General features: G+C 62.9%; 18 protein-coding genes. 6 read left to right on the top strand and 12 right to left on the bottom strand.

The genetic code is table 11. The features are described from left to right. Positions 1-91 precede the first annotated feature (91 nt). The 8 genes from hpaI to ACW9I6_RS12070 all read right to left on the bottom strand — a co-directional run bounded on the left by hpaI (position 92) and on the right by ACW9I6_RS12070 (position 7,520). Positions 92-892 (bottom strand): 4-hydroxy-2-oxoheptanedioate aldolase, encoded by an 801-nt coding sequence (hpaI, locus tag ACW9I6_RS12105; protein ID WP_457339346.1) that lies wholly within the window; start codon positions 890-892, stop codon positions 92-94. Between the two features lie 18 nt (positions 893-910). After that, entirely contained in the window at positions 911-1,714 is an 804-nt protein-coding gene (gene hpaH / locus ACW9I6_RS12100) for a 2-oxo-hept-4-ene-1,7-dioate hydratase (protein WP_457339345.1), read from the bottom strand. 10 nt (positions 1,715-1,724) lie between these two features. Further along, positions 1,725-3,029, bottom strand: a complete 1,305-nt coding sequence (locus ACW9I6_RS12095) for an MFS transporter (protein ID WP_457339344.1) — start codon at positions 3,027-3,029, stop codon at positions 1,725-1,727. A 51-nt stretch (positions 3,030-3,080) separates the two neighbouring features. Then, on the bottom strand, positions 3,081-3,473 hold the full coding sequence (locus ACW9I6_RS12090; RefSeq protein WP_087694947.1) for a tautomerase family protein: 393 nt from the start codon (positions 3,471-3,473) through the stop codon (positions 3,081-3,083). Between the two features lie 142 nt (positions 3,474-3,615). Beyond that, a complete protein-coding gene (hpaD, locus tag ACW9I6_RS12085; protein WP_003209884.1) occupies positions 3,616-4,473 on the bottom strand; it encodes a 3,4-dihydroxyphenylacetate 2,3-dioxygenase in 858 nt (285 codons plus the stop codon). Between the two features lie 148 nt (positions 4,474-4,621). After that, positions 4,622-6,082, bottom strand: a complete 1,461-nt coding sequence (gene hpaE, locus ACW9I6_RS12080; protein WP_177037363.1) for a 5-carboxymethyl-2-hydroxymuconate semialdehyde dehydrogenase — start codon at positions 6,080-6,082, stop codon at positions 4,622-4,624. Between the two features lie 5 nt (positions 6,083-6,087). Next, positions 6,088-6,858 (bottom strand): fumarylacetoacetate hydrolase family protein, encoded by a 771-nt coding sequence (locus tag ACW9I6_RS12075; protein ID WP_003209888.1) that lies wholly within the window; start codon positions 6,856-6,858, stop codon positions 6,088-6,090. Next, a complete protein-coding gene (locus tag ACW9I6_RS12070; RefSeq protein WP_457339343.1) occupies positions 6,855-7,520 on the bottom strand; it encodes a fumarylacetoacetate hydrolase family protein in 666 nt (221 codons plus the stop codon). Before ACW9I6_RS12070 ends, ACW9I6_RS12075 begins: the two co-directional genes overlap by 4 nt. A gap of 143 nt (positions 7,521-7,663) precedes the next feature. Between ACW9I6_RS12070 and hpaA the strand changes: the two genes are divergently transcribed. Continuing rightward, positions 7,664-8,566 carry a 4-hydroxyphenylacetate catabolism regulatory protein HpaA gene (gene hpaA / locus ACW9I6_RS12065; RefSeq protein ID WP_003209891.1) on the top strand — a complete coding sequence of 301 codons (903 nt, stop codon included), beginning with the start codon at positions 7,664-7,666 and terminating at the stop codon, positions 8,564-8,566. Positions 8,567-8,577: 11 nt separating this feature from the next. On the opposite strand, the gene ACW9I6_RS12060 is transcribed toward hpaA, so the two are convergent. Next, positions 8,578-9,834 carry an OprD family porin gene (locus tag ACW9I6_RS12060; RefSeq protein ID WP_214499043.1) on the bottom strand — a complete coding sequence of 419 codons (1,257 nt, stop codon included), beginning with the start codon at positions 9,832-9,834 and terminating at the stop codon, positions 8,578-8,580. Between the two features lie 212 nt (positions 9,835-10,046). Here ACW9I6_RS12060 and hpaR point away from each other — a divergent pair, with 212 nt between their 5' ends. Both hpaR and ACW9I6_RS12050 read left to right on the top strand, forming a co-directional pair. Next, positions 10,047-10,469, top strand: coding sequence for a homoprotocatechuate degradation operon regulator HpaR (gene hpaR, locus ACW9I6_RS12055; RefSeq protein ID WP_008437189.1), 423 nt, complete (start codon positions 10,047-10,049; stop codon positions 10,467-10,469). Between the two features lie 88 nt (positions 10,470-10,557). After that, on the top strand, positions 10,558-12,948 hold the full coding sequence (locus tag ACW9I6_RS12050) for a TonB-dependent siderophore receptor (RefSeq protein WP_457339342.1): 2,391 nt from the start codon (positions 10,558-10,560) through the stop codon (positions 12,946-12,948). On the opposite strand, the gene ACW9I6_RS12045 is transcribed toward ACW9I6_RS12050, so the two are convergent. From ACW9I6_RS12045 to ACW9I6_RS12035, 3 genes are read right to left on the bottom strand one after another with little or no spacing between them, the layout of a single operon-like run. After that, complete coding sequence (locus ACW9I6_RS12045) at positions 12,918-13,871, bottom strand: aliphatic sulfonate ABC transporter substrate-binding protein (RefSeq protein WP_457339341.1); 954 nt, start codon at positions 13,869-13,871, stop codon at positions 12,918-12,920. The genes ACW9I6_RS12050 and ACW9I6_RS12045 overlap by 31 nt on opposite strands. Further along, entirely contained in the window at positions 13,868-15,199 is a 1,332-nt protein-coding gene (locus tag ACW9I6_RS12040; RefSeq protein ID WP_003209903.1) for an LLM class flavin-dependent oxidoreductase, read from the bottom strand. The genes ACW9I6_RS12045 and ACW9I6_RS12040 overlap by 4 nt, the downstream gene beginning before the upstream one ends. Before the next feature lie 2 nt (positions 15,200-15,201). Continuing rightward, entirely contained in the window at positions 15,202-17,442 is a 2,241-nt protein-coding gene (locus tag ACW9I6_RS12035; protein WP_457339340.1) for a TonB-dependent receptor, read from the bottom strand. A 205-nt stretch (positions 17,443-17,647) separates the two neighbouring features. On the opposite strand from ACW9I6_RS12035, the gene ACW9I6_RS12030 reads away from it, so the two are divergent. The 3 genes from ACW9I6_RS12030 to gspF all read left to right on the top strand — a co-directional run bounded on the left by ACW9I6_RS12030 (position 17,648) and on the right by gspF (position 22,209). Beyond that, positions 17,648-18,688, top strand: a complete 1,041-nt coding sequence (locus ACW9I6_RS12030; protein WP_457339339.1) for a LacI family DNA-binding transcriptional regulator — start codon at positions 17,648-17,650, stop codon at positions 18,686-18,688. A 585-nt stretch (positions 18,689-19,273) separates the two neighbouring features. Continuing rightward, positions 19,274-21,010: a type II secretion system ATPase GspE gene (gene gspE / locus ACW9I6_RS12025; protein ID WP_085984653.1), complete on the top strand. Its 1,737-nt coding sequence runs from the start codon at positions 19,274-19,276 to the stop codon at positions 21,008-21,010. After that, positions 21,007-22,209 (top strand): type II secretion system inner membrane protein GspF, encoded by a 1,203-nt coding sequence (gene gspF / locus ACW9I6_RS12020; RefSeq protein ID WP_102605832.1) that lies wholly within the window; start codon positions 21,007-21,009, stop codon positions 22,207-22,209. The genes gspE and gspF overlap by 4 nt, the downstream gene beginning before the upstream one ends.

Raw genomic sequence — 22,209 nt, 5'->3', positions numbered from 1 at the left:
TGCGGTGGGTCAGCCAACAAACCTGGCACTGATACACCGCTTTCGCGAGCAAGCCCGCTCCCACATTTTGGATCTTTGTGGTTTCAGAGCGTCAGTACACGCCGCCGGTAGTGGCTGGTGCCGCAGTGTCTTTGAACTTCGCCGCCAACCCCTGCAACCCGCGCATCAACACCGTCGTATCCACCCCCACCGCCACAAACGCCGCCCCCAACTCGATATACCGCCGCGCCAGTTTCTCATCCGCACTCAAGATGCCCGCCGCCTTGCCGGCTTTTTGAATCCGCCCAATCGCGTCCTCAATCGCCGCCTGCACCTCGGGGTGCCCGGGATTCCCCCGGTGCCCCATGGCCGCGCTCAGGTCCGCCGGGCCGATAAACACCCCGTCCACTCCGTCAACCGCCGCAATCGCATCGAGGTTGTCCAGGCCTTCACGGTTCTCGATCTGCACCAGCAGGCACATCTGCGCATCGGCCTCATCCAGGTAACCGGGAATACTGTTCCAGCGCGACGCCCGCGCCAGCGCGCTGCCCACGCCCCGTACACCACCCGGTGGATAACGCATCGCCCGCACCAGCTGCCGTGCCTGGTCAGCCGTCTCCACCATCGGCACCAACAGCGTCTGCACGCCGATATCCAGCACCTGCTTGATCAACGCCGTATCGCCGATCACCGGGCGAATCACCGGTTGGCTGTCATAAGGCGCGACAGCCTGCAGTTGGCCGAGCATGCCGCGCAGGTCATTGGGCGCGTGCTCGCCGTCGATCAGCAGCCAGTCGAACCCGGCATTCGCCGCCAGTTCGGCGCAATAAGCGTCCGCCAAACCGAGCCACAGGCCGATCTGGGTCTCGCCACGTTGCAGGCGCTGCTTGAAACGGTTGATGGGCATGTCCATGAAACAGTCCTCCAGTATTCAGACAAAGCGGCAGGAGATGGAACCCAGCATGTCGTAGTCGACATGGAAGGTGTCACCCGGATTCGCCGCCACCGGGCGGGTGAAGGAGCCGCCGAGGATGATCTGGCCGGGTTGCAGGGTGACGTCGTACGGCGCCAGTTTGTTCGCCAGCCAGGCCACGCCCTTGGCCGGATGGTTAAGTACCGCAGCCGACACCCCGGACTCTTCGATCACCCCGTTGCGGTACAGCACCGCCGGCACCTTGCGCAGGTCGATCTCGGTGGGGCGCACGGCGCTGCCGCCCATCACCACGCCGGCATTGGCGGCGTTGTCGGAAATGGTGTCGAACACCTTGCGGGTGGCGTTGGTGTGCGGGTCGATCTGCTGGATGCGGGCGTCGATGATTTCCAGCGCCGGGATCACCCATTCAGTGGCATCGAGCACATCGAAAATCGTGCAGTTCGGGCCCTTCAGCGGCTTGCCGAGGATGAACGCCAGTTCCACTTCCACCCTCGGCACGATGAAGCGCTCGAAGGGGATGTCGGTGCCTTCGTCGAAGAACATGTCATCGAGCAGGGCGCCGTAATCCGGCTCGGTGATGTTCGACGACACCTGCATCGCCCGCGACGTCAGGCCGATCTTGTGTCCGACCAGCTTGCGCCCGTCCTTGATTTTCCGGGCCACCCAGGCGCGCTGGATGGCGTAGGCGTCTTCAATCGTGATGTTCGGATGCTCCAGGGAAAACTGGCGCACCTGTTCACGGGAACGCTCGGCCTGGTCGAGGCGGGCGGCGGCTTGCTGAATAAGGGCTTGATCAAGCATGACAAAATCTCTACTGGGGATTGACGATGGCCGCATGGGTGCGCAGCACCAGCAGGCCGCCGAGGGCGATAAGCAGCGCCAGCACGTACAGGGCCAGGCTCGCGCTTTGGGTGGTGTCGCGCATCCAGCCGATCAGGTAGGGCGCGAGGAACGAAGCGATGCTGCCGAACGAGCTGATCAGCGCGATGCCGGCCGCCTGGGTGCTGTTGGACAGGAATGCCGGCGGCAATTGCCAGAACATCGGCAGCGCAGCGCTGGCGCCCATGCCGGCGAGGATCAGGCCACCCAGCACCAGGGTCGGGTTGGTGGGCGAGAGCCCGGCCACCGCAATACCGATGGCCGACATCAGCAACGGCACGCACAGGTGCCAGCGGCGTTCGCGGTTGCGGTCGGACGAGCGCCCGCAGCCGATCATGAAGAAGCACCCGGCCAGATACTGTACGGCGCTCAGCAGGCCGACCTGGCTGTCGCGGCCGATGCCGGCGCCGTGGATCAGGGTGGGCATCCAGAACGCCAGGGTGTTCACCGCCAGCATCACCGCGAAGTACACCGCCACCAGCAGCCACACCTGCGGGTCACGCAGGATGCCGCCGAAGGAGGTGATGGATTTGCGCTGTTCTTCAGTGCTCAGTTGCTCGCGCAGTTGTTGCTTTTGCGCGGGCTCCAGCCACTTCACGGTTTCGAAGCTGTCGGGCAGGTATTTCAGGACGACCAGGCCGAGCAGCACCACCGGGGCGCCTTCGATCAGGAACATCCACTGCCAGCCCCGCAGCCCGCCGAAATCATGGAAGTTCTCCAGGATTGCACCGGACAACGGGCCACCAATCACACCGGCCATGGGCACGGCAATCGCAAACAGTGCGGTGACTTGCGCCCGGCGGCGGGCCGGGTACCAGCGGTTGAGGAACACCAGGATCCCCGGGAAGAAGCCGGCTTCGGCCACCCCCAGCAGAAAGCGCAGCACGTAGAAGCCCGTGGAGCTTTCGATCCACAGCATGCTGGTGGAGAGCACGCCCCACACCACCATCAGGCAGGCGATCCAGCGCCGTGGGCCGACCCGGTCCAGGGCCATGTTGCTGGGTACGCCGAACAGCGCGTAGGCGATGAAAAACAGGCCGGCACCGAGGCCATACACCGTGTCGCTGAAGTGCAGGTCGGTGCTCATCTGCATCTTGGCGAAGCCGATGTTGATGCGGTCCAGGTGGGCAAACAGGTAGCAGATCAGCAGCAACGGCATCAGTCGCCAGGTGACGATGCTGTGGGTGCGCTGATGTTCGATCAGGGTGGTGCTGTCGGCGGTAGTGGCTGTGCTCATGATGTTGTTCTTTTTTGTTTGAGTGGCCATGGGCGGAAAGGTGGGCTGTGCTCAGCCCGCCTGGTTCTTCAGGAATGCGTGCACGTTGTTCTGCTTGAAATTCAGCTCGGGGTGCAGCTCGATCATCTCGAACGACAACGCCAGCAGCCGCTGGGATTGCAGCTCGGCGAAGTGCTCGGTGATGACCTTGAACAGGGCTTCGGCCACCGCCTTGCGGGTTTCCAGGTCGCGCCCGTGGCCAACCTTGAGGGTCATATGGACGAAGGCGTAGTCATGCTTCCCGTCGGCCATGCGCCAGGTGTCCAGGCGCACCCCGCGACTGCGAATGCCCCCCAGGGGAAACACGCCGCTGTCCCCCAGCACGGCGTGAACCTGCTCGAACAGAGCCGGCAGGTTGGCCTGCTGCTCGATGTTGTCGGTGTATTCCGCGATGAAGTGCGGCATGTGTATCTCCTCTTGGGGTGAGGTGCAGCGAATTCCTTGTAGGAGCTGGCTTGCCTGCGATGGCATCAACTCGGTGCGACAGATACACCGAGGTGCCTGCATCGCAGGCAAGCCAGCTCCCACATTTGATCCTCACCAAGGCTCATAAAGGGAAAATGGCATTGATCTGCCCGGTGCCCGAACTGCCGAACGGCTGGGTGATGATCTCGGCCGGCTGGTTGTAGTCCGGCCCGCCCAGCAGTCCCAGGAGCATCGCGGTGTCGTGCATCTTGCCTTCGCCGAAGCAGTGCTCGGCGTAGTCCGGCAGCATTGCGCAGAACTCCTTGAAGCGGCCTTGCTTCCACATCTCCACCACGTGCAGGTCCATCTGTTTGTCGAATTCACGGGTCCAGTTGTGGATGTTGGCTTCGGCTTCGCGGTCGTCCGAGAAACGGTGGGAGAGGGAGCCCGAGGCCAGCACCAGGACTTTGCGGTCGCTTTTCTCGATCGCCCGGCGCACGGCGGCGCCGAACGCAAAGCTGTCTTCCAGGCGGTGCCAGGCGCACCACGCGGCAATCGAGATCACGTCGAACTTCTGCGCGTCCGGCACGCCCATGTGCATGTAGCGCATCGGCACCAGGGTGCCGTATTCCAGCTCCAGGCTCGGGATGTTGTGGGCCATGGTGCGCACGCCGGCCAGGTTGGCCTCGGCGGCGATCAACTCGCCCAGCTCGGGGCAGCCCGGGTACTCGTACTCCATGTTCTTGATGAAGTGCGGCAGCTCGTTGCTGGTGTAGGTGCCCTTGAAATGCTCGCCGCAGTTGACGTGATAGCCGCTGTTGACCAGCCAGTGCACGTCGAACACCACCGCGGTGTCGGCCCCCAGTTCACGGGCGCGCCGCCCGATTTCCTTGTGCCCGGCGATGGCTGCTTCGCGGCAACCGTGGTGCTTGCCGGGCAGTTCCGACAGGTACATCGAGGGGACGTGGCAGATCTTCGCTGCCAGAACCACTTCGCCCATGATCATTCTCCTGAGTATTTATTCTTTTGTAGGAGCGAGCTTGCTCGCGAAAAACGTCAACGATAACGCAGCACTTCTGTTAGCCCGCGGCGCCTGCGGGTTCTTCGCGAGCAAGCTCGCTCCTACAGGTAGCGTTGTTATATCCGGGTTACACACCCCAGCGCGGGATGTGATGACTGCCCATGGAAATGCACACGTTCTTGATCTCGGCAAACACTTCGAAGCTGTACTGGCCGCCTTCACGGCCGGTGCCGGAACCTTTTACCCCACCAAACGGCTGGCGCAAGTCCCGCACGTTCTGGCTGTTGATGAACACCATGCCGGCTTCGATGCCGTAGGCCAGACGATGCGCCTTGCCGATGTCCTGGGTCCAGATATAGGACGCCAGGCCGTACTCGGTGTCGTTGGCCAGTTGCAGCGCTTCGGCTTCGTCCTTGAACGGGATCAGGCACACCACCGGGCCAAAGATTTCTTCCTGGGCGATGCGCATGTTGTTGTTCACATCGGCAAACACCGTCGGCTGGATAAACTGCCCGCGGCTCAAGTGCGCCGGCAGGTTGGCCGGGCGTTCCAGGCCGCCGGCCAGCAGGGTGGCGCCTTCTTCGAGGCCAATCCTGATGTAGCCGGTGACCTTGTCGTAGTGGGCCTGGGTGATCATCGAGCCGACCTGGGTCTTCGGGTCCTGCGGGTCGCCGACGATCAGGCGTTTGGCGCGGGCGGCAAATTCGGCGACGAACTGCGGGTACACGCTCTCCTGAATGAAGATCCGGCTGCCAGCGGTGCAGCGCTCACCGTTGAGCGAGAAGATGGTGAACAGTGCCGCGTCGAGGGCGCGGTCCAGGTCGGCGTCTTCAAAGATCAGCACCGGCGACTTGCCGCCCAGTTCCATGGAGTACTTTTTCAGCCCGGCGGTCTGCATGATTTTCTTGCCGGTGGCGGTACCGCCGGTGAAGGAAATCGCCCGCACGTCCGGGTGGCGCACCAGCGCATCACCGGCGGTGGCGCCGTAGCCCTGGATCACGTTCAGCACGCCGTTGGGAATCCCGGCTTCGACCGCCAGGCGCCCCAGTTCATTGGCCGTCAGCGGCGACAGCTCGGACATTTTCAGCACCGCGGTATTGCCCAGTGCCAGGCACGGCGCAGTCTTCCAGGTGGCGGTCATGAACGGCACGTTCCATGGCGACACCAACGCGCACACGCCCACCGGCTGGTACAGGGTGTAGTTGAGCATCTGGTCGTCCACCGGGTAACTGTGGCCGTCCATGCGGGTGCAGACTTCGGCGAAGAAATCGAAGTTGTGGGACGCCCGGGGAATCAGCACGTTCCTGGTCTGGTGGATCGGCAGGCCGGTGTCGAGGGTTTCCAGCTCGGCCAGGTGCGGCACGTTCTGTTCGATCAGCTCACCGAGCTTGCGCATCAGGCGGGCCCGTTCCTTGGCCGGTGTGCCTGCCCACTTCGGAAAGGCTTCCTTGGCTGCTGCAACGGCCTGCGCCACTTCCTCGGCACCGCCGCTGGCCACTTCACCGATGGCTTCGCCGGTGGCCGGGTTGTAGTTGATGAAGGTGTCTTTGCTCTCGACCTCACGGCCGTTGATCCAGTGTTTGATCATATTGCTCAAGCCTCTTTACGGGCGGCGAAAAAGTCCGCCTCGCTGACAATTCGATTGACCAGGCGACCGACGCCTTCGACTTCCACGACCACTTCGTCCCCCGGCACCACATCCGCCAGGCCTTCCGGGGTGCCGGTGGCGATCATGTCGCCGGGCTGCAAGGTCATGAAGCTGGACAGGTACTCGATCAAATACGGGATGTCGAAAATCATGTCTTTCGTGCTGCCTTCCTGGCGCAGTTCACCGTTGATCCAGGTGCGCAGCTTCAGGTTGCTCGGGTCCGGCACGTCGGCGACATCCACGATCCATGGGCCCACGGGCGTGGTGGCGTCGCGGTTTTTCACCCGCAGGTTGGGGCGGTAGTAGTTTTCCAGGTAGTCGCGGATCGCGTAGTCGTTGCACACCGTGTAGCCGGCCAGATACTCCAGGGCGTTCTCGCGCTTGACGTTGCGCGCAGGCTTGCCGATGACCGCCACCAGTTCGCACTCGTAGTGCATGTAGGCGACGTTGTCCGGGCGCCAGGTCACCTGGTTGTGGCCGGTGTAGGTGCCGGGGGACTTGATGAACGCCAGCGGTTCAGTCGGTGGCTTGAAGGCCAGTTCGGCGGCGTGGTCGGCGTAGTTCAGGCCGAGGGCAAACATGCTGCCGGTGGCCGGTGGCAGCCATTCGACCTGGTCTTCAGCCAGCAGGCGACCGTCGGCCAGGCGCACGGCGTTTTCAGCTTCTACCAGCACCTGGTGGGCTTCACCTTCAAAGCGAATACGGGCGTGTTTCATGACAGCTCCTCTGCCTTGATGTGGTTGACCAGGCGGCCCAGGCCGCTGATCTCGACTTCAACCGTGTCGCCGGGTTGCACATCCACCCGGCCTTCGGGCGTGCCGGTGATCAGCAGGTCGCCCTCGTGCAGGGTCATGAACTCGCTGATCTCGGCGATCAACTGCGGCAGGCTGCGCACGAAGTTGGCGGTGGAGTTTTGCTGGCGCAGTTCACCGTTGACGAACAGCTTCACGCTCAATTGATGCGGATTGGCGACCTGGTCGCAGGCCACCAGTTCCGGGCCCAATGCGCAGAAACCGTCCCGGCACTTGGCTTTCACCGCCGGGCGGTAGTAGCTGTCTTCCGGCAGGCTGAACTCATTGACGATGGTGTAGCCCGCCACATGCTCCAGGGCATTTTCGACGCTGACCCGGCTGGCGCTCTTGCCAATCACCACCCCGAGTGCCGGGCCCGGTTGCAGGCGTTCACCTTGCGGGTGCAGCACCACGCCGTCGTGGCCGTTGCGGGTATTGGGCGTCTTGATAAACAGCACCGGCTTCACCGGTGGTTTCTGGTAAGGCGCTTGTTCGAATTCGGCGAGACGTTGGTTCAGCAACCCCTGGTAGTTCAGCGCAACGCCGAACAGGGTGCCGTTCGCAACATCATGCAGGGCACGGCTCATGCTTTTCTCCTGGCAGTGGCGGGGCAGATTCGGACCTGCACCGTGGGAAATTCGTTAACGTGTTAACGTTATAATTAAGATGTTAACTATCGTCAAGCGTGGCAATATTTCAGGGCAGTCAAAACAACAAAGAGAATGCAGTGATGAGCGATCGTCAGCCGATCCCCAACATCAACATCGGGCAGGTCTACGACCAGCGTTACAGCGATGCCGAGGTGCACTACGACCGGCTCGGCAACCTGGCGGGATTTTTTGGCCGCAACATGCCGGTGCATCGCCATGACCGGTTTTTCCAGGTGCATTACGTCAAGACCGGCGCGGTGCGGGTCTACCTGGACGACCAGCAGTACCTCGAATCCGGGCCGATGTTTTTCCTCACGCCGCCGACGGTGGCGCATTCCTTCGTCACCGAAGCCGACGCCGACGGCCATGTGCTGACCGTGCGCCAGCAACTGGTGTGGGCCTTGATTGACGCCGACCCCAGCCTGGCCCCCGGCGCACAATTGCCGGCGGCCTGCGTGGCGTTGGCGCGGCTGGCACCGGAGTTTCAGCCCGAGGTGCGCCGCCTGGAATTCCTGTTTGATGAGCTGTGCAGCGAGATCAACGCCCAGGCCAGCGGACGCGGTTCGGCCCTGGACAGCCTGACGCGGCTGATCATGATCAGCCTGCTGCGGCTCTGCGCCAATTCCCTGGAAGCCCGCCCTGCACGTCACGAAGACCTGCGGATTTTTCACCGCTTCAACGAACTGATCGAAGACCACTACCTGCAACACTGGCCGCTGTCGCGCTATGCCGACGGTATCGGCGTCACTGAAGCGCGGCTCAACGAGGTGTGCCGACGCATCGCCGACCTGCCGTCCAAGCGCCTGATTCTGGAGCGGCTGATGCAGGAGGCCCGACGCCTGCTGCTGTTCACCGGCAGTTCGGCGAATGAAATCTGCTACCAGTTGGGGTTCAAGGACCCGGCGTATTTCAGCCGGTTCTTCCAGCGCTACGCGCAGATGACGCCGGGGGAATACCGCCAGCGTCAATCGGGGTTGCGTTGAGGTGGCCAGCGTTACCACAGGGCTACGGTGTAGCCGATGATCACCCGGCTTTCGTCGATGTCGCTGGTCAGGCCGTTGCTTGAGCGCAGGGTCGCATTGCGCAGGCGCACGTTGACGTTCTTCAGCGGGCCGCTCTGCACGGTGTAGACCAGGTCGGTGTCGCGCTCCCATTCCCGGCCGTTGCGCACCGTGGCGGTTTGCGCGTGGCTGCCGTCGACGTAGCGGGTCATGAAGGTCAGGCCCGGCAGGCCGAGGGCGGCGAAGTTGTAGTCGTAGCGCGCCTGCCAGGCATCGGTGTTGGCCTTGGTGAAGATATTGATGGTCACCAGGTTGACCGAATACGGATCTTGCCCCGGGAAGGCAAAGTCGCCGTCGCCGGAAAGGCTCTGAAAGCCCAGGCCAAATTTGTGTGCGCCCACCGACAAACTGAACATGCCGTTGAAAAAGCGGTTGTCGATCCGCCCGCCGTCCACCCGCGAAGCGCTGCGCAGCAGGGCGCTGCCTTGCTCGCGGGTGTCGAAGTAGCGCAGGTCGGTACGCAGGTTCACGCCTTGGGCCAGCGGCAGGTCATGCACCAGGCCGATGAAATTCTGGCGGTAGATGTCCTGCATCTGCGCGTAGTAATAAGTCGCCGCCAGGTGCGGATTGATTGCGTAGGTGCCGCCGGCCAGGTCCAGGTGGCTGCTGGAGACGCCGCCGTAGCTCATGGATTCGTTGTTGGAGGAGTCCCGCAGGTTCTGCTTTTCCAGGCGGCCGACGTTCAACGTCAGGCCGTCGATGTCCTGGGAGGTCACCAGTTCACCGTTGTAGGTTGACGGCAGCAGGCGCGTGTCGTTATAGGCGGCCACCGGCAACAGCGGTTGCAGGGTGCCGAGCTTGAGCACGGTTTTCGACACGCGCAATTTGGCGGTCAGGCCGAGTTCGCTGTAGCTGTCGGCCGGCTCGCCGCTGGCGCCAGACGGCAACAGCCCGGTGCCCCGGCGGTCGCGGCTGGAGTCGAGCTTCAGGCCCATTTCACCCAGGGCGTCCACGCCAAACCCGACCACGCCTTCGGTATAGCCCGACTCCAGGCGCAGCACAAAACCTTGCGCCCATTCGTCTGCCTTGTTCTGCGGCGCGTTGGCCTGGCGAAAGTCGCGGTTCATGTAGAAATTGCGCAGGTCCAGGCTGGCCTTGCTGTCCTGGATGAAGTCGGCGTGGGCGACCAGAGGGCTAAACGCGGCGCACAGGCCAGCGCTTGCCGCCGTGCGAAAGAGGCACGAATGCATGAGGGGCGTTCCTTTTGTTGTTTTTGTTGGTAGAGCCCGCCACCGGGGCAGGGGCGGGCATATTGTTAACATGTTATCTTTAGGCTGAATAGCTGGATTAACAGGTTTTTATGAATTCGTTTCGAAATTAACGACTTGCTGCGTGCGTCGGGTTGCGCACGCGGAACACCGACTCTAAGCTTCGTCGCTTCGACCTCTATTGCGCGTGAACCATGCCCACCCCCAGACCGTCCCTTACGCTCACCTTGCTCCAGGCCCGCGAAGCGACCATGGCGTTCTTCCGGCCGTTGCTCAATGAACATGACCTGACCGAACAGCAGTGGCGGGTGATCCGCATCCTGCGCCAGCAAGGCGAACTCGAAAGCCACCAACTGGCGCACCTCGCATGCATCCTCAAGCCGAGCATGACCGGCGTACTGGGGCGGCTGGAGCGTGACGGCATCGTGCGCCGGCGCAAATCCGCCGAAGACCAGCGCCGGGTGTTCGTCGCCCTGACCGAACAGGGTCAGCAGTGTTTCGTCGACATGAGCGCCGGGATGGAAAGCAATTACCTGAAGATTCAGGAGCAGTTCGGCGAGGAATCCCTGGAGCAATTGATGGAGCTGCTCCAGAAGCTCAAAGGCATCAAACCGTAATAATCAAAAAATAGTGGCTGAAGCCTGTCCCTTTTTTTCACGTGACTGGTCATTCCAGGTAAGTGAACAAAATCGAGAGCTTCTTCCAATGCCCGCAATACGCCCGTTGCTGAACCTCAGCCTCATGCTGAGCCTGAGTGCCAGCCCGTTGTTCGTTCCCATCAGCTATGCCGAAGACGTTGCGTCCCGGCGCAGCTACCAGGTGCCGGCCGGCAGCCTGAGCGCCGCGCTGACCCGTTTCGCCGGGCTGGCCGGGGTCAACCTCTCGGTGGACCCGGCGCTGGTCAGCGGCCGCAACAGCAGCGGGTTGTCCGGCGAATACGGCGTCGAAGAAGGTTTCGCGCGCCTGCTCCAGGGCTCCGGCCTGCAACTGCAGCCAATGGGCGAGCAGGCCTATAGGCTGACCCCGGTTCCCGAAGGCGGCAGCCTGCAACTGGCGCCCACCTCGATTCTCGGCACCACCGGCGATGCCGGCAGCGAGTCCTTTGCTGGTGGCCAGGTGGCGCGCCGTGGCTCCCAGGGCCTGCTGGGCTCGAAGGACTTCATGGATACCCCGTTCAGCATGACCACCTACACCAGCGCGGCGGTCAAGAACCAACAGGCGCGTACCCTTGGCGACCTGATTGCCAGCGACCCCTCGGTGCGCGCCACCAACCCGGCCGGCGGGCGCTATGAGCAATTCACCATTCGCGGCTTCAGCCTGTTCAACAGTGATGTCGCCTACAACGGCCTCTATGGCGTATTGCCGACCTACACCATCGACATGGAAATGGCCGAGCGCGTCGACATCATCAAAGGCCCCAGCCAGTTGATCAACGGCATCTCGCCACGGGGCAGCGTGGGCGGCGGGATCAACGTGGTGCCCAAGCGTGCCACCGACACACCCATCACCTCGCTCACCGGCAGTTGGGCCTCCGACAGCCAGGCGGGCGGAGCCGTGGATATCGGCCGGCGTTTTGGTGAAGACAACCAGTTCGGCCTGCGTTTCAACGGCGTGAAACAGTCCGGCGACACCGCCTGGGATCACCAGAGTGTCGACCGCGAAATGGCCGTGTTGGGCCTGGATTTTCGCGGTGAACGCCTGCGACTCTCCACCGACATCGGCCGCACCGAGCGCGACACCGACGCCCCCCAGGAACGTGTGCAAGTCGGGCCCAACGCCAGGGTGCCGAGTGCCAACGACGTACGCCACAACTACGCGCAGCCCTGGAGCAAGGCAAGCACCAACGACACCTTCGGTACGGTCAACGGCGAGTTTGATCTCAGCGACAACCTAATGCTCTACGGCGGCGTCGGTGCGCGCAAAAGCAACCATGACTTCCTGCGCCATGCTGTGTCAGTGACCAACAACGCCGGCGATTTCAGCGTGCAGCCCCGCGACTTCACCCGTGATGAAAACGTGCGCACCGCCACGGCGGGCGTGCGCAACTGGTTCCATACCGGCCCGGTGAGCCATGAGGTCAACCTGGCGGCCAGCTACTTCTACATGGACTTCGAAAACGGCGGCGCGCGATATGCGCAGGGTTCGAGCAATATCTACAACCCTGTGGAAACCCCGGCGCCTGGCCGGCCAACGCGATTTGACTCGAAGGTCTACACCGAAAACCGTTTCAGCGGTGTGGCGTTGTCCGACACCCTGGGTTTTTTCGATGACCGGTTGCTGCTGACCCTCGGTGCGCGCTGGCAGCGGGTCAAGGTCGACGACTGGACCGATGACGTCAAAGGCGACACCGCCTACGACGAGGAAAAAATTTCACCGTCCGGCGGCATCCTGTTCAAGGCCACCGACAAGCTCTCGTTGTACGCCAACTACATGGAAGGCCTGAGCCAGGGCAAGGTCGCGCCGTCGGCGTCGGTCAACGATGACGAAATCTTCCCACCGTTCATCAGCCGTCAGGTCGAAGTCGGCGCCAAGTACGACGCCGGTGCGTTCGCAGTGACGGCCGCTGTATTCCGGATCAAGCAGCCGGCCTACGAGACCAACGCCACCACGCTGGTCTTCGGCCCCAATGGCAAGCGCCAGAACGATGGCGTGGAACTCAGCGTGTTCGGCGAGCCGCTCAAGGGCTTCCGCCTGCTGGGCGGGGTGATGTACATCGACAGCGAACTGACCCACACCACCAACGGCACCTACGACGGCAACCGCGCGCCGGCCACGCCCAAGTACAACGTCAACCTGGGCGCGGAGTGGGACGTGCCGACTGTTGAAGGCCTGACCCTGACCAGCCGCGGGATCTATTCCAGCTCGCAGTACCTGGACCAGTCCAACGTCAAGGAAATCGACGCCTGGACGCGGCTTGATGTCGGCGCACGCTACGCCTTCAAGGTCGACGACAAGCACATCACCCTGCGGGCCAATGTCGAGAACGTGGCCAACCGGCGCTATTGGAGTTCGGCCGGTGCCTCGGATGACAGCGAGCCGGGATTGACCTTGTCGACGCCGCGCACTTACTTGCTGTCGGCCACCGTCGACTTCTGAGGAGCCTGCCATATAGCCTTCTGTACATCGATGGGCTTGGGCAGCAGGCGGTTCTGGTAAAACAGGTCCGCCGTCTCTTGCTGCGCCCCAATGATGTGCTTATCAATCGGCAGGATCGGCGATGGCGGCCGGTTGTCGACGTAACGTGCAATCACCCCGGCCGGCAAACCCATGAAACGGGTCAGCACCTGCAGGCTGTCTTCGCGCTGGCTGCGGGTCAGGGCTTCGGCGGCGCTCAGTTCATCGAGCAGGGCGTGGATGAACGGACCATTGGCCTCGGCGTATGCACGGCGCGCGGTATAGATCGGCCCAGACAGGTTCAAGCCTTCGCCGTTGGCCAGGACGCGGCTCGGGCTTTGGCTCAGGGCCAGTGACGAGTAGGGCTCCCAGATTGCCCAGGCGTCGACACTGCCTTGCTCGAAGGCGGCGCGGGCATCGGCCGGTGGCAGGTAAACCGGCTGGATATCCTTGTAGCTCAGGCCGGCTTTGTTCAAGGCCCGCAGGATCAGGTTGTGGGAGCTGGAGCCTTTCTGGAAGGCGACTTTCTTGCCCTTGAGGTCGGCGATGCAGTGCAGTGGGCTGTCGGCCTGCACCAGGATGGTTTCTGCCGTCGGCTTGGGCGGTTCAGCGCCGATGTAGACGAGGTCGGCGCCCGCCGCCTGGGCGAACAATGGCGGGATATCACCGGTGGACGCCACGTCCAGCGCGCCCACATTCAAGGCTTCGAGCATCTGAGGGCCAGCGGGGAATTCGATCCATTGCACCTTGGTCTGGTCGAAGCGTTTTTCCAGCAGGCCATGTTCCTTGGCGAGTACCAGGGCGATCGAGCCTTTCTGGTAGCCGATCCTCAGGGTGGCCGGCTCGGCGGCCATTGCAGTTTGAGTCAGGGCAAACAGCGCAAACAACAGTGCAGGAATTCTCATGCCGGTTTCTCCGCAAAGCGATTGGCCGGTCGCGCCAATCCAAGGTTTTCACGCAGGGTGGTGCCGGCGTATTCGGTGCGGAACAGGCCACGCCGTTGCAGTTCCGGCACCACCCATTGGGCGAAATCTTCCAGCCCGCCCGGCAGGTGCGGCACCAGCACATTGAAGCCATCGGCAGCGCCATTCTCGAACCAGTGCTGCAGTTCATCGGCGATCTGCGCGGGTGTGCCGATCAGGCTGTAGTGCCCACGGCCACCGGCGATGCGCCGGCCCAGTTGCGCCAGGCTCAGCTGTTCGCGGCCCGCCAGTTCGGTCAGCAGTTGCTGGCGGCTGCGCTGGCCGCTGTCGGTCAATGGCAGGTCCGGCAGCGGGCCGTCCAGCGGGTAGCCGGACAAGTCGAAGTTACCCAGCATGCGCCCCAGTAACGCGACGCCAACCTGCGGTTCGACCAACTGCTGGAAGGCCTCGAATTTGTCCCGGGCTTCAGTTTCTGTCTGCCCGACCACCACAAACACCCCCGGCATGATCTTCAGCGCATCCGGTTCCCGCCCATATCGAGCCAGGCGACCCTTGAGGTCGGCATAGAACGCCTGGGCATTGGCCAATGATGTCTGGGCGGTGAACACCACTTCGGCAGTTTGTGCCGCCAATTCGCGGCCTGCCTCGGACGAACCCGCCTGGACAATCACCGGCTGACCCTGGGGCGAGCGCGCCACGTTCAGCGGGCCCTTCACACGAAAGTGTTCGCCGACATGCCCGAGTACATGCAGTTTCGCCGGGTCGTAGTAGCTGCCACTCGCCTTGTCGCGCACAAAGGCATCGTCTTCCCAGCTGTCCCACAGCCCCGTCACCACCTGGTGAAATTCCCGGGCACGGCTGTAGCGTTCGCCGTGGCCGAGGTGCTCGTCGCGGCCAAAATTCTGTGCTTCGGCGGCGTTGTCCGAGGTCACCAGGTTCCAGCCGGCGCGCCCGCCGGACAGATGATCCAGTGAGGCGAACTTGCGCGCCACATGGTACGGCTCGTTGTAGCTGGTGGTGGCCGTGGCGATCAGGCCGATGTGTTCGGTCACCACGCTCAATGCCGACAGCAGCGTCAGTGGCTCGAAGTGATCCGAGCGCGCCATGCGGCTGGCAATTTCGCCGGTGGCGGCGGCAATGCTGTCGGCCACGAACAGCGCGTCGAATTTCGCCGCTTCGGCAATTTGCGCCAGGCGTTTGTAGTGGGCGAAATCCAGCCCGGCATTGGCCGGTACATCGGGGTGACGCCAGGCGGCGACGTGGTGCCCGGTGGCCATCAGGAAAGCGCCGAGTTTCAGTTCACGGGGCATGCTCAAAAATCCTTGCGCAGTTGCACGCCGAAGTAACGCTCATCGTCACGGGGCACGGCGCGGTAGATGTAGCTGCCGCCACTGGCCAGCAGCGGTGAATAGGACTTGTCGGTGAGGTTCTTCGCCAGCAGGGCCACGCGCCAGCCGTTGCTGTAGTCGGCCAGGGCGACGCTGGCGTTCCAGATGCCGTAGGCGCCTTGCTTGGTGTCGACGTTCTGGCTGATGTCGTACTGCACTTCGCTCTGCCAGCTGTAGTCGGTACCCAGTTCGATATCCAGGCCGTTATCCAGCGGGATGCTGTAGTCGGCGCGCACGTAGCTTTTCCAGTCCGGGCTGAAGGGCAGCGGCTTGCCGTTGACGTTGCAGGACGCCGCCGCGCCAGGCGGGCAGGCGAACTCATCGATGCGGGCCCGGGTGTAGGCCAGCGCGCCGGAGAGTTTGAGTTGTTGGGTGGCCTGCAGGGCGTAGTCGAATTCGACGCCTTCGGTGCTGACGCTGCCGGCGTTGATCAGGCGCGTCACCACTTGCCCGGCGACGGTGTCGAAGAAGTTCGCCTGGTAGTTGTCGTAGTCGCTGTGGAAGATCGCCAGGTTGGTGGTCAGGCGGTTGTTCCAGCTGGTGGCCTTGATCCCGACTTCCCAGGTGTTGGAGGTCTCCGGTTTCAGCGCGTCGGTGTCCCGTGGCTGCATGTTGAAGAACACGTTGTAGGCCGGGCCCTTGTAGCCGCGCGAGTAGGTCAGGTAGCTGGTGACGGTGTCGCTCAGGTCGTATTGCACCCCAAGCCGGCCGGACCAGCCGTCTTCGTCCACCGAGCCGGAACTGCTGGTGGCCGGTTGAATGCCGCTGACAGTGGTGGCCGAGGTGGAGACACGGCGGTGATCGTATTCCAGGTCGTCGTGGGTGTAGCGCAGGCCGGCGATGCCACGAAAGGCCGAGGTGAAATTCAGCGTGGTCTCGCCGAACACCGCGTAGCTGTCGCTGGTGGTGCCGTAGTCGGCGATGCCGCGGTCGGTGCGCGTGGTGGTGGTCAGGGTGCGCTGGTAGGTTTCCTGATCCTTGCCGTGCATGTAGAACAGGCCGCCGACGTATTCGAGGAATTCGCCTTTGGGCGAGGCCAGGCGCAGCTCCTGGGAGTATTGGTCGAACGCCAGTTGGCCTTTGTCGGCGGTGCCGGGGAAAGCGGCGGTCACGGTGCCCAGGCGGTCGCCGTCCTGGTACTGGGTGTTGTCCCAGCCGCGCCAGGCGGTGATCGAGGTCAGGGTGTAGTCGCCGAGGTTCCAGTCCAGTTGGGCAGACAGGCCTTTGTTGGTGTCCTCCACGTGGCTGCGGGTGTCGGTGTTGATGTCGCGGTTGTCGCTGGTCCCGCGCACCGGGTTCAGCGCGTTGGCGAACGCCGGGGTCAGGGATTTGCTCACCACGCCATTTGGCGCATCGTCGTGGGACTGCATGTAGTCGGCAATCAGGGTCAGTTTCACGTCGTCGTTGGGGGTGAACTCCAGTTTGCCGCGCAGGCCCTGATGGTTGTAGCCGTTCACTTCCTGGCCGTTGTGCTTGTTGTCGACGTTACCGTCGTAGCTGCCGAACAGCCCGCTGATGGAGCCCTTTAGCGTGCCGGGAATCAGGCTGCCGCCCAGGCCGAAGCGGGTGCGGCTTTCATTGCCGCTGAAGTAGGACTGGTCGATATAGCCGTGGGTCTCGGCCGTCGGCGCCTTGCTGGTGATATTCAGCACGCCGGCCGAGGCGTTCTTGCCGAACAGTGTGCCCTGGGGCCCGCGCAGCACTTCGACACGATCCAGGTCGAGCAGGTCCAGGGTAGCCTGGCCGGGGCGGGCGTACACCACGCCGTCAATCACCGTCGCCACCGTGGGTTCAACCCCGGGCGAGGTGGATATCGTGCCCACTCCGCGTACGAACAACGAGGTGTCCTTGTTCGACGCGCCGGTACGGAAATTCAGCGAGGGTACCTGCTGGACGATGCTCGCCACGCCGTTGCGATTGTCACGCTCCAGTTGTTCGCCATCGAGCACCGAAACTGCTACCGGGACTTTTTGCAGCGACTCTTCGCGGCGGGTGGCGGTGACCGTGACCGGCTTGAGGGTGGGTTCCTGGTCGTCGGCGGCGAATGCAGCGGGAACGGGCAGGGCGGCGAGCCCCGCCAGTAGCCAACCCAGGTGGGCGCGGCGCCCGGTGGCGGCGCGTATGGATTGCGAAAGTTTTTGAGGTTGCCCCGAATGTGTGTGCATGCTCTGACCGCTCGAAAAATGCCCTGAACCGCTGCCGTTCTGCGACGACAGCGCCGTTGAATCCGTCTTGGGCATTCGCTCGAGCGAGTAGCAGACAAAACGCTTTGGTAGCGCTAACATCGGCATTATTGGTAGGTGCGATATAGAGCGTCAAATACTAAAAAATTAGTTTTATATTCTTTTAGGTTTTTAACAGGATCGTCCCTTGAGCGAAGACAAACCCCGGAAACGCCGTGGTGCCGGCCGCGTCACCTTGAATACCGTGGCGCGCCAGGCCGGTGTGTCAGCGATTACCGTGTCGCGCTATTTCAACCAGCCGGAGCAGGTCTCGCCCGAACGCCGCGAACGCATCGCGGCGGTGGTTGCCGAATTGGGCTATGTGCCGAACCTGGTGGCGGGTGGGCTGGCGTCGGCGCGGGGCAGGATCGTCGCGATGGTGATTCCAAACATCTCCGGGCCGATCTTCGCCAATACCATCCAGGGCTTCAGCGATACCCTCAGCCGCCACGGCTACCAATTGCTGCTGGCGTCCAGTTACTTCAGCGCCGAGCAGGAAGAAAATGCAGTGCGCGCGTTTCTCGGCTGGTCCCCGGCGGCATTGGTGCTCACCAGCCGCTTCCATAGCGCGGGCACCGAGAAGATGATCGCCGAGGCGGATATCCCAGTGGTTGAAACCTGGGATTACCAACCCGAGCGGGAGCCGTTGCAGATTGGCTTCTCGCATTACGAGGTGGGCGTGACGGCTGCGCGCTACCTGCATGGCAAGGGTTATCGGCGCATCGCGTTCGTACAGAACAGCGCGCTGGGGGACTTCAGTGCACTGGAACGCCGGGATGGCTACAGCGCGACCCTGATTGAGCTGGGCATGCAGCCGTGGGTGTTCGCCCCGGACGCCGATCGCGCACCGTTTGAGGCGGGCAAGCAAGCGATGCACGTGTTGATGAGCGCCGCCACGCCGCCCGACGCAATCATCTTCGCCAATGACAACCTCGCCGCCGGTGGCTTGCTGGCGGGGCAACGGGCAGGGCTGAGAATCCCCGAGGAGTGTGCGGTGCTCGGCTTTGGTGATTACCCGTTTGCCGAAATGCTCTTGCCCAGTCTCAGCACCATCAAGCCGCCCGCCCTGGAGATCGGTGTGCTGGCGGCAACGCGGGTACTGGAAAGCCTGGGCGTGTTGCCGGTTGAGGATGAGGTGCAGCGCTTGAACCTGCTGGAGTGCCGCTTGATCGAGCGCGAGAGCGCCTGAGTCCAGTTGCGGCTCATGGCCATGTTGCGTTGACTCTCGGTATTTTCTGATAACGGATTATTCAAGGTCAGCCGCTGAAACATGCGTTTGATTGCGTGCGCTCGTCTCTTTTTTATCAGTGGGTAGTTCTTCTTCGGTGACAAGTTTTAGCGATGGCTAATTGCAATTAGTGCGGTGAGTTTCGCGATTTAAAAAGTGCAATGACTTGGTGGGTTGTTCTTTTGAGTAGTGTCCATGTGATATTGCAATGTGGCCTATTGAACTGATCATTGATTGCCATTAGGTGCCGGGATAGACCCAGATCTTGCGTGAGGCTGGCGATATTTTCTTGCGCTGATGAACTAAGTTTAAACATGTCAGTCGATGCTTTAAACATCATGTGTACGGTCATGGCTAACTAATGGCGCCTGTTGGTAGTTCTAAAAGGCCATAACTTAAGTGGGCTGTAATACAAAATGTTTTGGTGTAGGGTCCGTACCTTGTCATGACAGCGCTTGCGCTAAAAACCTCCAGCTTAGTGTGGATGCCCTTGTTCCGGCGCGTGCCACGGAACAGGTTTTTAAATAGCCCCTCAGACTTGTGCAGATGCCCCAGCCGATACCGTCAATGCCCATCGATGCATGCCGAATGCAGATTCCGGATGCCGAACAAGTGTGCGCGTGGCTGATGCGAAAAGCCGGTCTGAAAACCGTCGACCTGGAACGTGCTCGACGGTTATCCCAGGAATCCGACGACCCCGAACTGCTCGGCCTGCTGACGCGCCTGGGGCTCGTTTCCGAAGTGGAACTGGCGCGGGCCTGGGCCGATTTGCTCGGCGCGCCGTTGCTGCTGGCGGACGCCGCACCGCCCGTGCTCGACCCGCTGCCGGCGCTGACCGAACGCTTCATGCGCCATTACCAGGTGGTGCCGGTGGGCTGGAGCCACGGTGGTGTGCGGGTGTTGGCGGCCAACCCGGCGCTGCTGTATCCGTTCCAGGCCCTGGCGTACGCGTGCGGCGTGCCGGTGTGGCTGGCGGTCGGGCCGCGCAACGAAGTCGAAACCCTGATCGAGCGTTACTACGGCCAGGGCCGTTCCGCCATGGGCACCCTGATCGAAAACCTCGACGAACAGGGCGGTGCCCTGGAAGACATCGAACACCTCAAGGACATGGCCTCCGAAGCCCCGGTGATTCGCCTGGTCAACCTGATCCTGCAACGGGCCGTGGAGCACCGCGCCTCGGACATCCATATCGAACCCTTTGAAAACCAGCTCAAGGTGCGCTACCGCATCGACGGTGTGCTGCATGAAGCCGAAGCGCCGCCGGCGAGTTCCTCGGCAGCGGTGATTTCCCGGGTCAAGATCATGGCGCGCCTCGACATCGCCGAGCGCCGCCTGCCGCAGGACGGCCGGATCATGTTGCGCATCCAGGGCAAGGAACTGGACCTGCGGGTATCCACGGTGCCCACCAGTTTTGGCGAGTCGGTGGTGATGCGCCTGCTGGACCGCCAGACCGTGCAGTTCGATTTCCAGAGCCTGGGCTTTGACGGCCAGCGCCTGGAAACCTTCCTTGAAGTGCTCGAGCGACCCCACGGCATCCTGCTGGTCACCGGGCCCACCGGCTCGGGTAAAACCACCACGCTCTATACCGCGTTGTCGCGGCTCAATACCGCCGAGCGCAAGATCATCACTGTCGAAGACCCGGTGGAATACCAGTTGGAAGGCATCAACCAGATCCAGGTCAAACCCGCCATTGGGCTGGACTTCGCCGGCGCGCTGCGCTCCATCGTGCGCCAGGACCCGGACGTGATCATGATCGGTGAAATCCGCGACCTCGAAACCTGCCGCATCGCCATCCAGTCCTCCCTGACCGGCCACCTGGTGCTCTCGACCCTGCACACCAACAGTGCCGCAGCGAGTATCACGCGCCTGCTGGACATGGGGGTGGAGAGCTACCTGATCGCCTCGACCGTCAATGGCATCCTCGCGCAGCGCCTGGTGCGCCGCCTCGACCCGGCGACCCGTGAGGCGTTCGAAGCCCCGCCGGAGCTGATCGAGGAACACGGCCTTGACCGCTTCACCGAGCAGCGCCCGATCCTGCTTTACCGGCCTCGCGCCAACGCCGCCGGCGGCGGTTACCACGGCCGCAGTGCAATCACCGAATTGCTGGTGATGAATGACGAACTGCGCAGCTTGTTGATGCGCCAGGCCGACGCCGCGACCCTCGAACAGGCCGCCCGCCGTGGTGGCTTGCGCACCCTGCATGAAGAAGGCCTGCGCCAGGCGGTGGCTGGTGTCACGTCCCTTGAAGAAGTGTTGCGCGTCACCCGTGGAGAGGGCGCGTGAGCCTGTTCAAATACCGTGCCCTGGACAGCCAGGGCGTCGCGCAGAACGGCACCCTCGAAGCGAAGGACCAGGCCGCCGCCGTCGCTGCGCTGCACAAACGTGGCCTGCTGCTGTTGCACATCGATGCCGCCGGTGCCCAAGGGCTGCGCAATGCCTTCGGGCGCGGCCAGTTGAATGGCGCGGCGCTGGTCAGTTTTACCCAGCAACTGGCCACCCTGCTGGGCGCGGGCCAACCGTTGGAACGCTCGCTGGGCATCCTGCTCAAGCAGCCCGGCCAGCCGCAGACCCGAGCGCTGATCGAACGTATCCGCGAGCACGTCAAGGCCGGCAAGCCATTGTCGGCAGCGCTGGAAGAGGAGGGCAGCCAGTTTTCGCCGCTGTACCTGAGCATGGTGCGTGCCGGTGAGGCGGGCGGTGCGCTGGAGAACACCCTGCGCCAACTCAGTGACTACCTGGAACGCAGCCAGTTATTGAGAGGCGAGGTGATCAACGCGCTGATCTATCCCGCCTTCCTGGTGGTGGGCGTGCTCGGTTCCCTGGCGCTGTTGCTGGCTTACGTGGTGCCGCAGTTCGTGCCGATCTTCAAGGACCTGGGTGTGCCGATTCCGTTGATCACCGAAGTGATCCTGGGCCTTGGGCAGTTCCTCGGCGCCTATGGCCTGGCGGTTTTTGCCGGGTTGATCGTGACGGTCTGGGCCCTGGCGGCACGCCTGCGCAACCCACGACACCGCGAGCAGTACGACCGGCGCGTGCTGGGTATCCGCGTTATCGGCCCGCTGTTGCAGCGGGTCGAAGCCGCACGCCTGGCACGCACCCTCGGCACCTTGCTGAGCAACGGCGTGGCGCTGCTGCAAGCGCTGGTGATCGCCCGCCAGGTCTGCACCAACCGTGCCTTGCAGGCACAAGTGGCCCAGGCCGCCGAGTCGGTGAAAGGCGGCGGCACCCTGGCCAGTGCATTTGGCAGCCAACCGCTGCTGCCGGACCTGGCCCTGCAAATGATTGAAGTCGGCGAACAGGCCGGTGAACTGGACAGCATGCTGCTCAAGGTCGCCGACGTGTTCGACGTCGAAGCCAAGCGCGGCATCGACCGCCTGCTCGCCGCCCTGGTGCCGTCCCTGACGGTGGTCATGGCGGTGCTGGTGGCGGTGATCATGCTCGCGATCATGCTGCCGCTGATGAGCCTGACCAGCAATATATGA

The sequence above is a fragment of the Pseudomonas sp. SDO5522_S412 genome (assembly GCF_054071215.1).
Note: the sequence above shows the minus strand (reverse complement) of the source record. Positions and strands in the feature narration are given on the sequence as shown.

Coding starts and splice junctions, on each gene's coding strand:
- hpaI (WP_457339346.1), bottom strand. CDS start 892: ATGGACATGCCCATCAACCGTTTCAAGCAGCGCCTGCAACGTGGCGAG.
- hpaH (WP_457339345.1), bottom strand. CDS start 1,714: ATGCTTGATCAAGCCCTTATTCAGCAAGCCGCCGCCCGCCTCGACCAG.
- ACW9I6_RS12095 (WP_457339344.1), bottom strand. CDS start 3,029: ATGAGCACAGCCACTACCGCCGACAGCACCACCCTGATCGAACATCAG.
- ACW9I6_RS12090 (WP_087694947.1), bottom strand. CDS start 3,473: ATGCCGCACTTCATCGCGGAATACACCGACAACATCGAGCAGCAGGCC.
- hpaD (WP_003209884.1), bottom strand. CDS start 4,473: ATGGGCGAAGTGGTTCTGGCAGCGAAGATCTGCCACGTCCCCTCGATG.
- hpaE (WP_177037363.1), bottom strand. CDS start 6,082: ATGATCAAACACTGGATCAACGGCCGTGAGGTCGAGAGCAAAGACACC.
- ACW9I6_RS12075 (WP_003209888.1), bottom strand. CDS start 6,858: ATGAAACACGCCCGTATTCGCTTTGAAGGTGAAGCCCACCAGGTGCTG.
- ACW9I6_RS12070 (WP_457339343.1), bottom strand. CDS start 7,520: ATGAGCCGTGCCCTGCATGATGTTGCGAACGGCACCCTGTTCGGCGTT.
- hpaA (WP_003209891.1), top strand. CDS start 7,664: ATGAGCGATCGTCAGCCGATCCCCAACATCAACATCGGGCAGGTCTAC.
- ACW9I6_RS12060 (WP_214499043.1), bottom strand. CDS start 9,834: ATGCATTCGTGCCTCTTTCGCACGGCGGCAAGCGCTGGCCTGTGCGCC.
- hpaR (WP_008437189.1), top strand. CDS start 10,047: ATGCCCACCCCCAGACCGTCCCTTACGCTCACCTTGCTCCAGGCCCGC.
- ACW9I6_RS12050 (WP_457339342.1), top strand. CDS start 10,558: ATGCCCGCAATACGCCCGTTGCTGAACCTCAGCCTCATGCTGAGCCTG.
- ACW9I6_RS12045 (WP_457339341.1), bottom strand. CDS start 13,871: ATGAGAATTCCTGCACTGTTGTTTGCGCTGTTTGCCCTGACTCAAACT.
- ACW9I6_RS12040 (WP_003209903.1), bottom strand. CDS start 15,199: ATGCCCCGTGAACTGAAACTCGGCGCTTTCCTGATGGCCACCGGGCAC.
- ACW9I6_RS12035 (WP_457339340.1), bottom strand. CDS start 17,442: ATGCACACACATTCGGGGCAACCTCAAAAACTTTCGCAATCCATACGC.
- gspE (WP_085984653.1), top strand. CDS start 19,274: ATGCCCCAGCCGATACCGTCAATGCCCATCGATGCATGCCGAATGCAG.